Origin of the sequence: Acinetobacter sp. NIPH 298, from assembly GCF_000369505.1 — a bacterium.
In the GTDB taxonomy this organism is placed as follows: domain Bacteria; phylum Pseudomonadota; class Gammaproteobacteria; order Pseudomonadales; family Moraxellaceae; genus Acinetobacter.
This window is the reverse complement of the sequence record NZ_KB850055.1, coordinates 1,483,593-1,498,532: the sequence shown is the minus strand read 5'-3', so window position 1 is coordinate 1,498,532 and position 14,940 is coordinate 1,483,593. Positions and strand designations below refer to the sequence as shown.

The following is a 14,940-nucleotide window of genomic DNA, read 5'->3' as shown; positions in this document are numbered from 1 at the left end:
CACGATTTTCTCTATGTTTCAGCAAGAAATTTCTCAATTAAATCTACAACAACTCAAAGCTGGCGAAAAACGCTGGATTGGTTCACTACTTGGGTCATCAGCAGCACTATTATTTAAAGAAATCGCGATCCAAAGTTCGAATCTATATGTGATTGTAACGAGGAATAATCAGCATCTTGCGCAGTTAGAAAGCGAACTCGAATTTTATGGCATAAAACCAATCATTTTCCCAGACTGGGAAATCTTACCCTATGACCGATTGTCTCCGCATCAGGATATTGTTTCAGAGCGATTGGCGATTTTATCCAACATGCCACAAAAAGGCATTTTACTTGTATCAGCCAGTACCTTAGCACAACGTGTCGCGCCTTATTCATGGGTGGTCGGTGAACACTTTGATATAAAAGTGGGACAAAAACTAGATTTAGAGGTGCAAAAGAAGCAACTGGTACAGGCGGGTTATCGTTTAGTCGATACTGTCTATGACCATGGTGAGTTTGCTGTTCGAGGCAGCATCATGGATATTTTTGCGTCTGGACAAGAACAACCGATTCGAATAGATCTATTCGATGATGAAATTGAAAGCCTAAAATTCTTTGATCCTGAAACCCAAAGAACAACAGAATCTTTAAAAAACTTCACAGTTTTACCTGCAAAAGAATTTCCTTTAAAAGAAGGGCGCTCTACTTTTAGAGATCGTTATGCGGAAAGTTTTCCGACGGCCAATCCGAAGAAAAATCCCATTTATCAAGATGTACTAGAGGGGATTGCAACGCCAGGATTGGAGTTCTACCTGCCATTGTTTTTTGATAAAAAGACAATGGAAGCACAAAGCATGTTAATGACGTACTTACCAAAGAATTGCATTGTCATTACAAATAATGAAATTGAAGATGAGTTAATCAACTTTTGGAAAGAAGTCGTACGCCGTTACGAAGATCGTCGTCACAATATTGATCAACCGATTCTTCCACCTGAAGAATTATTTTTGATGCCAAACCATGTTTTACAGGCATTGAATCAACTTCCACGCATTATTGCGTCTGCTGCTGCTTTTGAGAACAAAGCTGGCGTACTCAACTTAGCAGCTGAGCAACCTACTCAACTTGCAGTTGAACCAAAAAAAGAGCAGCCCTTTGAAGCCGTCAAACGCTATGTAGATCAAAGTAATCATTCTGTTTTATTGGTGGCTGAAAGTGCGGGTCGTCGTGAAACCTTAAAAGATGCCATACGTTCGGCTTTGGGTGAGATTACGACTGTAGAAAGTTTTGCTCAATTCCAAAAAGAAAAGTTACGTGTTGCGATTACCAATGCACCTTTGGATCGTGGGTTATTGTTAACGGATCAATTGACCGTTATTTCAGAAAATCAGTTATACGAACACCGTGTCGTACAACGTCGCCGTAAGCGTCAACAAGAAGTTTCTGAAGAATTTTTAGTTCGTAGTTTGACTGAGTTAAATATTGGCGCGCCTGTTGTACATATTGATCATGGTGTGGGGCGTTATGCAGGATTAATTACACTTGAAATTGATCGACAGGATCATGAGTTCTTACAACTTGATTATGCCGATAGTGCAAAAATTTATGTACCCGTCACCAATTTACATTTAATCAGTCGTTATAGCGGTGGTGATCCAGATCTTGCACCTTTACATAAAATTGGTACAGATACGTGGAGCAAAGCCAAACGCAAAGCTTTAGAGCAAATTCATGATGTAGCTGCTGAGTTGTTACATATTCAGGCTCGTCGTCAAGCTAAACCGGGCTTTGCATTTGAGCTAGATCAAATGGCGTATATGCAATTTTCCAGTGGTTTTGCCTACGAAGAGACCTTGGATCAAGCCAATGCCATTGATGCCACATTGCATGATATGCAACTGGCTAAACCGATGGATCGGCTGGTGTGTGGTGATGTTGGTTTTGGTAAAACCGAAGTCGCGATGCGAGCGGCCTTTGTTGCTGTTCAAAATGGCAAACAAGTTGCTGTACTTGTACCAACGACTTTATTGGCACAACAGCATTTTGAATCGTTTAAGGATCGCTTTGCCGATACCGCCGTCAGAATTGAGGTTTTATCTCGTTTTGGCAGTAACAAAACTCACTTAAAAATCATCGATGATTTGGCGGATGGTAAAGTCGATATCGTGGTGGGAACACATAAGATTCTACAAGAAAATATCCAATTTAATAATCTAGGTTTGATGATTGTGGATGAGGAACACCGCTTTGGTGTCCGAGACAAAGAGCGAATCAAAGCTTTACGTGCTGATGTTGATATGCTGACTTTAACGGCAACGCCTATTCCTCGAACGCTCAACATGGCTTTCTCTGGTATGCGTGATTTATCAATTATTGCCACACCTCCTGCACGTCGCCTAGCAGTCAAAACTTTTGTACAAGAACATACCGATGATTCGATCAAAGAAGCAATTTTACGTGAGTTGTTACGTGGTGGTCAGGTGTATCTTCTGCACAATGAAGTAGAAAGTATTGAGCGAGCCGCAGAAACCATACGTACTTTAGTACCCGAAGCACGAGTTGCCGTTGCACATGGACAGATGCGCGAGCGTGAACTTGAGCAAGTGATGCAGCAGTTTTATCACAAAGAATATAACGTTTTAGTTTGCTCGACCATTATTGAAACAGGGATTGATGTTCCAAATGCCAATACGATTATTATTGAGCGTGCAGATAAGTTAGGTTTAGCACAATTACACCAATTGCGAGGACGTGTTGGTCGTTCGCATCATCAGGCTTATGCTTATTTGCTTGTGCCTTCGTTGAAGCACTTAAAAGGCGATGCAGAAAAACGTCTGGATGCGATTCAGCGTGCCTCAACTTTAGGTGCGGGTTTTATGCTGGCGACAGAGGATTTGGAAATCCGTGGCGCGGGTGAACTTCTTGGTGAACAGCAAAGTGGTTCCATGCATGCCATTGGATATAGTTTGTATATGGAAATGCTAGAAAAAGCGACCAAAGCGATTCAGAAAGGTAAAACGCCAAACTTTGATGCACCGTTGTCCTTGACGGCTGAGATTAATCTGCATATGCCAGCGCTCATTCCTGATGATTATTTAGGGGATGTACATCAACGCTTACTGTTCTATAAACGCATTAGTAATACGGATACACAGGAAAAGCTGGATAATATCCGCATGGAGTTAATTGATCGTTTTGGCATTCCACCACAACCTGTTAAACAACTCTTTAGTGTTCATCAAGTCCGTTTGAGCGCGGAACAACTTGGAATTACTAAAGTTGATATCAATAGCAATGGGGGCTATGTTGAGTTTTCACCTGATACCCCAGTACAAGCGGTCAGCATTATTCAATTAATGCAGAAAAATCCAACTTATTATCGGATGGAAGGTGGTCAACGCCTGAAAATTATGGTGCAGCTTGCTGAATATGATAAGCGTATTCAGTTCATTATGGATTTATTGAATAAATTATTAAATGAAATGAATAGCTAGAATCAAATTATGATTCGTTGATTAATTGAGCAAGTTTGTTTTTTTGTAGGCTAAGCACATTTCTTGGATTAAAACCTTATGCAATAAATGAGGAAAATCATTGTTATTTGTAATCAAATAGCCTACTTAGAATATTCACATCAGAACTGATGTGGTAGTATTGATCATCATTATTCTGCATCATTTATAAAGATATGTTTAGTTTGCATCCCCAACTTGCTCAAGATACATTTTTTGTAGGCGATTTCCCGCTTTCAACATGTCGTTTAATGAATGATATGCAATTTCCTTGGTTAATTCTTGTGCCACGCGTACCAGGAATTACAGAGTTATATGAACTCAGCCAAGCAGATCAGGAACAGTTTTTGCGTGAATCAAGCTGGTTATCTAGCCAACTTTCGCGTGTATTCCGTGCGGATAAAATGAATGTTGCCGCGTTAGGCAATGTTGTACCTCAATTGCATTTTCATCATGTTGTACGTTATCAAAACGATGTTGCATGGCCTAAACCAGTTTGGGGAAATCCAGCTGTCCCTTATAGCAATGATGTACTCGCGCATATGCGTCAAACATTGATGCTTGCACTACGTGGACAAGGCGATATGCCATTCGATTGGCGCATGGACTGATCTAAAAAATAGAAGAAAAATAGTATTCTATAATAAGAAAGGAGGATAGAGTGTCGCTAGACAGGTTGATTGATAAAGAACCTAGACAGTTCGCTTACTTTCATCGTTTGATGGGATATTCGATTCTGTCACTCATTTTGGTCATTTATACATTTACCTCATCGAGTGCTAACTATCAACTTTATATCCTCCCTTTATTATTGATTTATTTTTTATTTTGTCCACGACTCGAAAAATGGCTGCAATATAAATACGATAAAAAAACTGAAAAAAATGTGTATTTCGCCAATGAGGCGATCATTGTCTCCATCGTTCTCGCTGCACTTCATCTAAGTTTAGTTCCAACCTTTGTTATTATTTTTGCCTTATTATATGTTGGATTGAACAATAGAATTTCTTTACCGATTGCTTGTCTGATCGGACTTATCGGTGTCATTACATTTTATTTTAGTACCTTTTTTATATTTGGAGCGGAACAATATTTTGAGCCGACCAATCCAGAACTGACCGTGGTGAGTTTGCTGGGTTTAATGGTATTTATCGTCATTGGAAATTATTACCAGCATCGTCGATTGAGTGTCTTGGGTCAACAACGCCAGCATTACCATAATCAAATGACACGCTATATTGCTTTTGCAAATCAGTTAAGTCGCTACGCGCCATTACAACTGTGGCAGTCGATTATGCGCGGTGAAGCTGAAGCAAAAATTGAATACAAGCGTAAAAAACTCACCATTTTCTTCTCTGATATACAAGGTTTTACTGAGCTATCTGAAACGCTTATTCCAGATGATTTGGCTTTTTTACTCAATGACTATTTGAGTCATATGACTGAAATCGCAAAACAATATGAAGCGACTGTCGATAAGTTTATGGGAGATGCCATTCTCATTTTCTTTGGAGATCCAAACTCGCAGGGTACAGAACAAGATGCAAAATCTTGTGTGGAAATGGCAATTGCGATGCGTCAACAAATGAAACTGTTGCGTGAGCGGTGGAAGAAAATGGGCTATCCTGCGCTGCATATCCGCATGGGAATTAGTACGGGTTATTGTCACGTAGGCAATTATGGCGCATCGCATCGTATGGCATATACCATCGTCGGGCGCGATGTGAATTTAGCATCACGATTACAATCTGCCGCAGAAGTGGACGAGATCCTCATTGCCGATGACACACATCAACTCATCAAAAGTGAATTTTTGTGCGTGCCTAAAGTTCCGATCTACTTAAAAGGGATTCAAGGACCTGTTAAAACTTGGCAAGTGATGGAGAAGTTTACAGGCAAGAAATCTGATACACAAAAATGGTTCGATTATGATTATAAGGGTTTCCATTTGGTCTTGAACCTAGAGGAAGTCCAAAACTATGAATATCCTGAGTTGGTTGAGATTTTAGAAACAATGATTGAGCGCATTCAGACGCATCAAAAAATTACCAATGCGCAGGGTGTTCCGAAGCTCACATTAGATGATGAAGTTAAGCAATAAGCACTAAACGATCATATTTTATTTTTCATTACACAATAAAAAATCCTCTTTTAAATTGATTAAAAGAGGATTTTTTTAAATCATTAAGCAATAAACTTAATGATTTTCCGAAGCATGGTTGATGGTGTATTTAGGAATCTCAATTTCTAAATCTTCATCAACGATGACTACTTGGCAAGATAGACGTGAATCTGGTTCAAGACCCCATGCACGATCGAGCAAATCGGCTTCTACATCATCCATTTCTTCAAGGCTATCAAAACCTTTACGAACAACGACGTGGCAAGTCGTACAAGCACTTGACATATCACAAGCATGCTCAATTTTTATGCCTTGCTTGAGTAAGCTCTTGCATAAATTGGCATTGTGTTCGACTTCAAATTCAGCACCTTCAGGGCAGATTTGAGCGTGAGGGAGCACTTTAATACGTGGCATATTGATCACCTATACCGTTAGTTTGAGTTTGACCAATCTTCAAGTTTTGTACCCTTTAAGGCATGGTCAATATGTCGGTTCATACGAAGTGCAGCGAATGCATCACTATGAATTTTAAGTTGTTGAACAGCATTTTCGATCGCTTCGAGTTCATTGGTTTCAAGGCGAACTTTCAAGGCTTCGGCTGCTAGGATTAGATCACGCGCTTGTTGCTGCGTTAATAAATCCGTATCTGCTTTTAAAGCCTGTTCTAAAGCTTCTAGCTCACGCTGTGCTTCAACTTTGGTTTCTTGCAAATGACGAAGTTGTTTATCTTCCTCAGCATGTTGGAAACCTTCGATAAGTAAGCGCTCGGTATCCGTTGATGACAAACCATAAGACGGTTTGATGTCAATTTTAGCTTGAACGCCAGAAGTCATTTCTTTTGCGGATACCGTGAGAAGTCCATCTGCATCGACTTGGAAAGTCACCTCAATGCGGGCTTGTCCAGCAGTCATCGGTGGAATGCCATGTAAAACAAAACGTCCTAATGAACGGCAGTGTTCTACTAAATCACGCTCACCTTGAACTACATGAATCAACATTGCTGTTTGACCATCTTGATAAGTCGTGAACTCTTGGCGACGCGCAACGGGAATAGCGGTATTACGTGAGATTAAGCGTTCAACTAAGCCGCCCATGGTCTCTAAGCCAAGCGAAAGTGGTGTTACATCGAGAAGTAGCGAGCCGTCCTGACTATTTCCAATCAGTTGATTGGCTGTAATCGATGCACCAATTGCAACGACTTCATCTGGATTAATCGTGCACAATGGTTCACGTTTAAATAATTCAGCGACTGCTTTTTTAACAGCATAAGAGCGTGTTGAACCACCAACTAAGACTACATTTTCAATATCGTCTAATTTAAGTTTTGCATCACGTAAAACGCGCTTACATACGCTTATGGTTTTATCGAGTGCAACTTGAATGATTGATTCAAAAGTTGTGCGGTCTAGCGTCAGGCGGTCATCTAATAGTTTTAATTCAGCAGATTCGTGATCTGTTAAATATTCTTTTGCTTGGCGAGCTGCAACAATGAAAATGGCATATTCTTCATCATTGAGTGTCTCAATATTGAGTTGTTTCTTGGCCCATTTCACGATGAGACGGTCTAGATCATCACCGCCAAGCGCAGTGTGTCCACCAGTAGCCAATACTTCAAATACACCTTGCGAAAAACGCAAAATAGACACGTCAAATGTACCGCCACCTAAATCATAAATGACGTAGTTACGATCTGTGCTCAGATTGGTTTCTTGGTCAAGACCGTAAGCAACCGCAGCAGCAGTTGGCTCATTCAACAAGCGTAATACATTTAAGCCAGCAAGTTGGGCTGCATCACGTGTTGCTTGACGTTGTGCCTCATCGAAATAAGCAGGAACAGTAATAACTGCACCATTGACTGGGTTATTTAGACTCGCTTCTGCGCGTTCTTTGAGATTTTTTAAAATCTCAGCAGAAATCTCAACGGGAGTTTTGCGACCCGCTGGCGTTTCAAAAGCTGGCATTTCATTTTCAGCACCAACAAGTGTGTAGGGGTGCTGGAATTTAATATCAGACTGTGAACGGCCCATAAATCGTTTAACTGAAACGATAGTGTTTTTGGGATCGGTCATCATAAAGGGTTTGGCTTCATAACCAAACGTTGTTATATCCTTTGCATAATGAACAATAGAGGGTAATAACACTCTATTTTTTTCGTCTTGTAGAACTTTCGGTTTTCCCGATAGCACTGTCGCCACTAAAGAGTGGGTTGTCCCTAAGTCAATGCCAATCGCAATACGGTGCTGATGCGGGGCAGTAGATTGACCAGGTTCAGCAATTTGCAAAAGTGCCATGCGTGAGTTATCCCTTGAAAATAATCGGTTAAAGCGGACTAAAAATCATCGTCTAAATCGAAGCTATCTTCTGCATCGAACATGCGATCTTCAGCTTTATCAATATCATTCATAACGCGTTGGAAGAAACGTAGCTTACGTACGGTATCGCGTGCCTCAGCCCAGTCTTCTTCTGCGTAATCGATTTTAAACTCGCGCACTAAGCTATCAATCCACTGTTGAATATCTATTTTTAAGGTGTGGAGTTGATCTGTCGATGTTGCTTCATCGAGTTGCTCGCGCATTTCCAGTGCAGATTGTAAGAATTCAAAATCATTGATGGATTGATCAAGATGATGATCTTGTTTTTTTAAGCCAAGCAAATACGCAGCGCGGCTATCAACCTGTGATAACACTTTATACGCTTGATTAATGTCACTGGACTTGATCAAAGCTTGATCTTTATCACTGGTCTTGTCTGGATGATATTGCTGTTGCAAACTTAAAAACTGTTTTTTTAAAGCTGCTAAATCTATATCGAGTGCTTCGGGTAATAAGAACAACTCAAAATGATTCATGGGAGATGAATTCCGCTATTGTTAAATACGTTAAAACAGTGCGGAACACACTGTTTTGACGAGAAAAAAGAAAGGAGCGTGGAATTAAACAGTAAATGATTCACCGCAGCCACATTCACCTTTTTGATTTGGATTGCTAAATTCAAAGCCTTCATTTAAGCCGTTTTTCACGTAGTCCATCTCTAAACCATCGAGATAAACTAAGCTTTTAGGATCGACAAAAACTTTAACACCAGATTGTTCAAAAATTTGATCATGTGTGTCTATGTCATCGACAAACTCGAGCACATAAGCCAAGCCAGAACAACCTGAAGTTTTCACACCAATACGAATGCCTTCACCTTTACCTCTATTTTGGAGGTAATTGCTGATATGAGTTGCAGCATTTTCAGTTAAATGGATCATGAAAACTCCAATGTTTGATCGGTCATCAATTAAGCTTTAACTTTTTTGCCGCGATAATCTTCAATCGCAGCTTTAATCGCATCTTCAGCCAATACAGAACAGTGTACTTTTACTGGAGGAAGTGCTAACTCAGTAGCAATATCAATATTTTTGATTGCTTGAGCTTGATCTAGCGTCTTACCTTTTAACCATTCGGTTACAAGGGAGCTTGATGCAATTGCAGAACCACAGCCATAAGTCTTAAAGCGTGCTTCTTCAATAACACCATTGTCATCGACTTGAATTTGTAGACGCATGACATCGCCGCACGCTGGTGCACCAACCATACCTGTACCTACATTTTCAGCATTTTTATCTAAAACACCAACATTACGAGGATTTTCGTAATGATCAATTACCTTTTCACTATAAGCCATGTCGCTTCTCCAAATCTCGGGGTCAGCCTAATATTAATATGAGGGTTAAAACGCTATTTTCAATGAAGAGTTCAATGAATTAGTGTTCAGCCCACTCAACTGTTGAAAGGTCAATACCTTCTTTATACATATCCCAAAGCGGAGAAAGTTCACGCAATTTCTCAACAGCAGCTTTGGTAATTGTTAACACGTGGTCGATATCTGCTTCAGTTGTGTACTTACCAAAACTAAAACGGATAGAACTATGTGCTAACTCATCAGATAAACCTAAAGCACGTAAAACGTATGATGGTTCTAGTGTTGCAGAGGTACAAGCAGAACCACTTGAAACCGCTGCATCTTTTAGTGCCATCATTAGGGATTCACCTTCAACAAAGTTGAAGCTGACATTTAAATAATTTGCAACGCTTTGAGTCTGGTGGCCGTTTAAAAACACTTGTTCAAGGTCTTGTAAGCCATTCCATAACTTGTCACGTAGCTGACGAATACGCGTTTGTTCTGCTTGCAGGTTTTTGCCCGCAATTTCAAAAGCTTCACCCATACCCACAATTTGATGTGTCGCTAGAGTGCCCGAACGCATACCGCGCTCATGACCGCCACCGTGCACTTGTGCTTTAAGGCGAACACGTGGACTACGGCGAACGAAGAGTGCGCCAATACCTTTAGGACCATAAATTTTGTGTGCTGAGAAACTCATCAAATCGATTTTCATGGTTGAAAGATCAATTTCAACTTTACCCGCTGCTTGAGCGGCATCAACATGGAAAAAGGTTTTGTTGGCACGTGTCAATTCACCGATCGCAGCAACGTCCGTTACTGTACCAATTTCGTTATTGACCATCATTAATGAAACAAGAATCGTATCTGGACGCAATGCAGCCTGAACCATTTCAGGGGTAATTAAACCCGTACGTGGTTCTGGTTCTAAATAGGTGATTTCAAAGCCTTGCTCTTCAAGTTCACGACAAGGATCTAACACTGCTTTGTGTTCGATTTTACTTGTGATGATGTGTTTGCCTCTTGAGCCGTAAAATTGAGCAATCCCTTTTAGAGCCAAGTTATCTGACTCGGTTGCACCTGAAGTCCAAACGATTTCGCGTGGATCTGCTTTGATTAGATTTGCAACTTGCTCACGTGCATATTCAGCTTTTTCTTCAGCTTGCCAACCATAGGCATGCGAACGTGAAGCAGGGTTACCGAAAGACCCTTCGAAGGTTAAGCATTCCATCATACGTTCCGCAACTTCAGGAAGTACGGGAGTGGTTGCTGCGTAATCAAGATAAATTGGACGTTTCATGTCAAATACCTGTAACCGATAGAAGGGCTGAATCTAAACTTACTGAATTTTGGCGGACTGCAACGGTTTGCACGTTGTCACGAGCGATTAGATCGGCAAGAGAGATTTTTGCAAGATAATCGGCAATATGGTGGGAGAGTTCTTGCCATAAGTCATGCGTTAAACACATTGCACCATTTTGGCAGTTACCTTTATGGTCGCAACGTGTCGCATCGACAGTTTCATTTACAGCTTCAATAATTGCTAGTACTGTGATTTCACTTGCTTTTCGGGCAAGGTGATATCCGCCATTTGCACCACGAACGCTTGAAACTAAGCCGTGTCGTTTGAGTTTTGCGAATAACTGTTCTAGATAAGCGACTGAGATGGATTGACGATTTGCTATTTCAGCAAGCGTGATCGTTTGTTCAGTTGGCTGCAAAGCTAAATCAAGTAGAGCAGTCACTGCGTAACGACCGCGAGTAGTAAGGCGCATGATTCGATACACATGGTTAGACTAGATGTCTAAATTTTATGAATTCCGACTAAAATAGTCAAGTTTTTTAATTGCCATTGTGCAGGTGAAAAGTAAATTAACTTGGATTTATTGTATCCACGCATTATAAACAAAAAAAGCAATAAAAATAAAGCTCAATACAGCGAAGCCGATATTGATCAAACGCTGCCGTTTTTGTAGACGGAGAATACGATTTTGATGTTGCTTTACCTCTACAAGTAATGTGTTGATTTCGGAACGTTGTTGATCAATTTTGTCGAGTAATGGGGCAATACGATGCTGTGACGCAATTGTATCTGCATCATCACCAAAGGTGTTCAACCATTGTTTCCAGTTAACCAATATGCTCGATAAAGTGAGATGAGGAACTAAATCAGTAAATTGTTCAGCGAGCGTTGTATCGCCTAAAATACGCATATTGTTAATACTATGTTGATTGTTAAACACAAAGATTTTAATCAGATCGATAAGTGTGCTATTAATTTCTAAATCTACTTTTCGATCGAGTGCTTTCATATCAAACAACAGACCTTTTTCTGTGAATTGGATATAAAAGTCAAAGAAAGGAATGTAGCTGTTAATACGAATCGTAATCTTTTGATCAATTAACTTTTTTGCTTGCAAGCGTAGTGCAGCATCATGTGTGAGGATGAAAGAGAAAAAAGTTTCTAAAACAATGATGACAATGTTTAGCAACAAATGTGGGTGTTTATGTCTTTGTTGCGTATCACGCATAAGTCTCTTTTTCCTTACCAGTTAGTCCAAAAAACAAAGCCTGTAAACTTGAGTATCCTTACTCAACTGTTAAAAACAATTTACACGACTATATTGCTTTGTAGAACAGTTTTTTAAAACGATCAAGTCCTAATTTTGATATTATAAAAACATTTTTATGGTTAAATACGACATGTTGTTTGTAAAGTGCTTAGGAGTAATGGTTCATGGATAAGGCAAGTAGAGAAAATGTGAGTGAAGAAACAGAGGCAGGAACTAAGCTAAAATCAAAGAGTTCCAAGAAATCGGCACTCGATTTTAAAAAATACACACAACAAATTTGGCTAGCAGGTTTAGGGGCTTTTTCTCGCGCTGAGGAAGAAGGAAATAAATTATTCGACTCATTGGTTAAAGTTGGCGAAGAGTTGGAGTCAAAGACAGTAGATTTTGCTGACAATACTGTTGGTAAGGTTACAGAGAAAGCAAAAGAATCTGTCACGGATACCAAAGATAAGGTTGAAAAGATTTTAGATAGTGGGGTGAATCACTCTTTAAATCGAATTGGATTGGTGACGCCGAAGGATCTTCAGCATATTGAACAGTTATTGGTGCAACTACATATTAAAGTCGATGCTTTAATCGAAGAAAATGATCAACTTAAGGCTAAATTGAATAAAAAGTAAAAAAATTGCGAGCAACTCGTCCGTTTATGTCGTATTTCGGTATTTATTTTAATTAAAAGGTCTTTCTAGTATTGCGTTCTCCCCTAAAGCATTGCTATAAAGGCTGCATGGCCTTTTAAACTATAGCCTTGGATCTTAACAAACGATATTAAGAGGATATTTTTTATCATGAATAAATCAGAATTAATTGATGCGATCGCTGAAAAAGGGGGAGTGTCTAAGTCGGATGCTGGTAAGGCACTTGACGCGACAATCGCATCAATCACTGAAGCACTTAAAAAAGGTGATACGGTTACTTTAGTTGGTTTCGGTACTTTTAGCGTAAAAGAACGAGCTGCACGTACTGGTCGTAATCCTAAAACTGGTGAAGAGCTTCAAATCAAAGCAAGCAAAGTACCTAGCTTCAAAGCTGGTAAGGGTTTAAAAGATTCGGTTGCGTAATCTTTCTAAATCAATAAACGCACCATTTTGGGTGCGTTTTTTATTTATCGAATGAAAAAATTAATTTGATCCTCATTCGGCATTCATTCACTTTGGTTTTTCAGTTAAAATTGCCCCGAAATAAAATATTGGAATACTTATGGAATCATTTCGTACAGTCATTAAGGGTTGGCTTGGCAAAGTCCTATTAGTTTTGTTTTTGACCCCTTTAGCACTTGTAGGTATTGAAGGATATTTTAGTGGCGGCAATAGAGTAGATGTTGCCAAATCGGTAAATGGTCAGGATATTTCTAAGAAAGAATTAGAAAGTGCGATCAAAAATTATAAAGATCAATATTTATCTTTGGTTCAGGGCGATGAGTCACTGTTAAATCTTCCTGTTATTCAGGAAAAAGCATTAGATGCACTTGTTGCACGTAGTTTGTTGTCGCAACAAGCAGATAAATTAGGTATCTCTTTAAGTGATGTGCAGCTTGAGCAAATGTTGGCTCAACAGCCTGGTTTTCAGGAAAATGGAAAATTTTCTCAACAATTATACGAAAACTATTTACGCTCTGCTGGCATGACCAATCAGGGCTTGATCGCGAGTCTGCGCCAAGATCATGCTTTGAAGATGGTTTCATCAACGCTGATGGAGTATGCATTGGTCAGTCAGTCTGATTTGCAGCAATTAGCAAATCTGCAAACAGAACAGCGCACATTGCATTTAGCAAGTATCAAATTAGATGACTACAAGAAAGGGGTAACAGCGACAAATCAAGAAATCACTGATTACTACAACAAGCATAAAAATGAATTTAAGCAAGTTGCAAGTGTTGATGTGGATTATGTGGTCCTAAGTCCAGCGTTGCTTCCTCAAGCAAATCTAGCAGTAACAGAGGCAGATTTAAAACAAGCTTATGCAGCATTTGTGGAAAAACAACAAAAAGATGTAAAGCGTGAAGTTAAACATATCTTGATTACTGCTGATGAGCGCGGTGATGCTGCTGCTCAAAAGCTTGCAAATGACGTTTATGCCAAAATCCAAGCAGGGATGACATTTGCGCAAGCAGCGGCACAATTCTCTGATGACCCTAGCTCTAAAGGGCAAGGCGGTTTGGTTGAAGCTTATGCACCTGGTGCTTTCTCAGCTGATTTTGACAGTGCTGTAAATAGCTTGAAAAATGGACAAATTTCTAAACCTGTAAAAACGCAGTATGGTTACCATATTATTGAGACAAATGCACCAGAAGCAAATATTCCATCGTTTGAATCTGAAAAAGCACGTTTAACCGCAGAAGTTGAAAAAACTAAGGTCGCTAACTTGTTTAGTGACACAGTCAATAACTTAAATGAAATGGTTGTAGGTGGTGACTCTTTAGATGTGGTTGCGCAAGAGGTTAAAGGTGCGCGTATTCAATCTGCTAAAACAGTGACTTTAGCAACACAAGATCCAGTGTTAAGTGATTTAAGTGTTAAAGCAAAACTGTTTAGTGATGATGTGAAAAATGGTGATCGAAATGCATCATCTAGTATCCAATTGGCGAATGGAGATACCATTTGGATTAAAGTTCGTGATTATCATCCAGCAGGTACGAAACCTTTGACACAGGTCACAGCAGAGGTGAAGGCGAAAGTTATTGAAGAGAAGGCTTATAAAGCAGCCCAAGCAAAAGTTGCGACAACCTTAGCTGACTTTAAGACTCAACCAGCTGCCAAAGTGATTGCAAAATCACAAGTGACTTTTGAAAATGCAGGTACATTTGCGCGCTCTCAAGGCTTGAAACGTGCGATTGAGCGAGCTGCATTTAGTCTTGCAGCACCAAGCAAAGACGGAATGTGGTCTGCAACAGCGACGAAGCTACCAAACGAGCTAGTGATTGTTGCGGTTTCAAAAGTTGATAGCAGTATAGCAAGTGGTTTGCCAGCAGAAGAGTTGAAAGAGTTGAGAAAGCTTTATCAGCAGTTCCGCGGACAACAAATTCTGGATGACTATACTGAATATTTAAAATCGCAAGCAGAAATCAAATAAGTTTGATTGAAGTA

The 14,940-nt window shown here is 39.8% G+C and carries 14 protein-coding genes; 6 read left to right on the top strand and 8 right to left on the bottom strand.

Annotation, left to right across the window (positions count from 1 at the left end; genetic code table 11):
* The first annotated feature begins 13 nt into the window (after positions 1–13).
* The 3 genes from mfd to F903_RS12020 all read left to right on the top strand — a co-directional run bounded on the left by mfd (position 14) and on the right by F903_RS12020 (position 5,594).
* Positions 14–3,475 (top strand): transcription-repair coupling factor, encoded by a 3,462-nt coding sequence (gene mfd, locus F903_RS12030; RefSeq protein WP_005197352.1) that lies wholly within the window; start codon positions 14–16, stop codon positions 3,473–3,475.
* 194 nt (positions 3,476–3,669) lie between these two features.
* Positions 3,670–4,104, top strand: coding sequence for an HIT domain-containing protein (locus tag F903_RS12025; protein WP_004671603.1), 435 nt, complete (start codon positions 3,670–3,672; stop codon positions 4,102–4,104).
* Positions 4,105–4,154: 50 nt separating this feature from the next.
* Positions 4,155–5,594 carry an adenylate/guanylate cyclase domain-containing protein gene (locus F903_RS12020; protein ID WP_005197351.1) on the top strand — a complete coding sequence of 480 codons (1,440 nt, stop codon included), beginning with the start codon at positions 4,155–4,157 and terminating at the stop codon, positions 5,592–5,594.
* Between the two features lie 96 nt (positions 5,595–5,690).
* On the opposite strand, the gene fdx is transcribed toward F903_RS12020, so the two are convergent.
* From fdx to F903_RS11980, 8 genes are all read right to left on the bottom strand, one after another.
* Positions 5,691–6,029 carry an ISC system 2Fe-2S type ferredoxin gene (gene fdx / locus F903_RS12015; RefSeq protein ID WP_005197350.1) on the bottom strand — a complete coding sequence of 113 codons (339 nt, stop codon included), beginning with the start codon at positions 6,027–6,029 and terminating at the stop codon, positions 5,691–5,693.
* A 17-nt stretch (positions 6,030–6,046) separates the two neighbouring features.
* Positions 6,047–7,906, bottom strand: a complete 1,860-nt coding sequence (hscA, locus tag F903_RS12010) for a Fe-S protein assembly chaperone HscA (RefSeq protein ID WP_005197349.1) — start codon at positions 7,904–7,906, stop codon at positions 6,047–6,049.
* Positions 7,907–7,944: 38 nt separating this feature from the next.
* Entirely contained in the window at positions 7,945–8,463 is a 519-nt protein-coding gene (gene hscB / locus F903_RS12005; RefSeq protein WP_005197348.1) for a Fe-S protein assembly co-chaperone HscB, read from the bottom strand.
* A gap of 84 nt (positions 8,464–8,547) precedes the next feature.
* Complete coding sequence (iscA, locus tag F903_RS12000; protein ID WP_005197347.1) at positions 8,548–8,868, bottom strand: iron-sulfur cluster assembly protein IscA; 321 nt, start codon at positions 8,866–8,868, stop codon at positions 8,548–8,550.
* A gap of 29 nt (positions 8,869–8,897) precedes the next feature.
* The gene (gene iscU, locus F903_RS11995; RefSeq protein WP_004671591.1) at positions 8,898–9,284 is read right to left on the bottom strand and encodes a Fe-S cluster assembly scaffold IscU; all 387 of its coding nucleotides are present in this window, start codon (positions 9,282–9,284) and stop codon (positions 8,898–8,900) included.
* A 79-nt stretch (positions 9,285–9,363) separates the two neighbouring features.
* Positions 9,364–10,581 carry an IscS subfamily cysteine desulfurase gene (locus F903_RS11990; protein WP_004671590.1) on the bottom strand — a complete coding sequence of 406 codons (1,218 nt, stop codon included), beginning with the start codon at positions 10,579–10,581 and terminating at the stop codon, positions 9,364–9,366.
* A 1-nt stretch (position 10,582) separates the two neighbouring features.
* Positions 10,583–11,056 carry an Rrf2 family transcriptional regulator gene (locus F903_RS11985; RefSeq protein ID WP_005197344.1) on the bottom strand — a complete coding sequence of 158 codons (474 nt, stop codon included), beginning with the start codon at positions 11,054–11,056 and terminating at the stop codon, positions 10,583–10,585.
* Between the two features lie 108 nt (positions 11,057–11,164).
* Positions 11,165–11,812 (bottom strand): hypothetical protein, encoded by a 648-nt coding sequence (locus F903_RS11980; RefSeq protein WP_005197343.1) that lies wholly within the window; start codon positions 11,810–11,812, stop codon positions 11,165–11,167.
* Positions 11,813–12,018: 206 nt separating this feature from the next.
* Between F903_RS11980 and F903_RS11975 the strand changes: the two genes are divergently transcribed.
* From F903_RS11975 to F903_RS11965, 3 genes are all read left to right on the top strand, one after another.
* Positions 12,019–12,474: a phasin family protein gene (locus F903_RS11975; protein WP_004671587.1), complete on the top strand. Its 456-nt coding sequence runs from the start codon at positions 12,019–12,021 to the stop codon at positions 12,472–12,474.
* Positions 12,475–12,642: 168 nt separating this feature from the next.
* The gene (locus tag F903_RS11970) at positions 12,643–12,915 is read left to right on the top strand and encodes an HU family DNA-binding protein (RefSeq protein WP_004639426.1); all 273 of its coding nucleotides are present in this window, start codon (positions 12,643–12,645) and stop codon (positions 12,913–12,915) included.
* A 139-nt stretch (positions 12,916–13,054) separates the two neighbouring features.
* Entirely contained in the window at positions 13,055–14,926 is a 1,872-nt protein-coding gene (locus tag F903_RS11965; RefSeq protein ID WP_005197342.1) for a SurA N-terminal domain-containing protein, read from the top strand.
* The last annotated feature ends 14 nt before the right edge of the window (positions 14,927–14,940 follow it).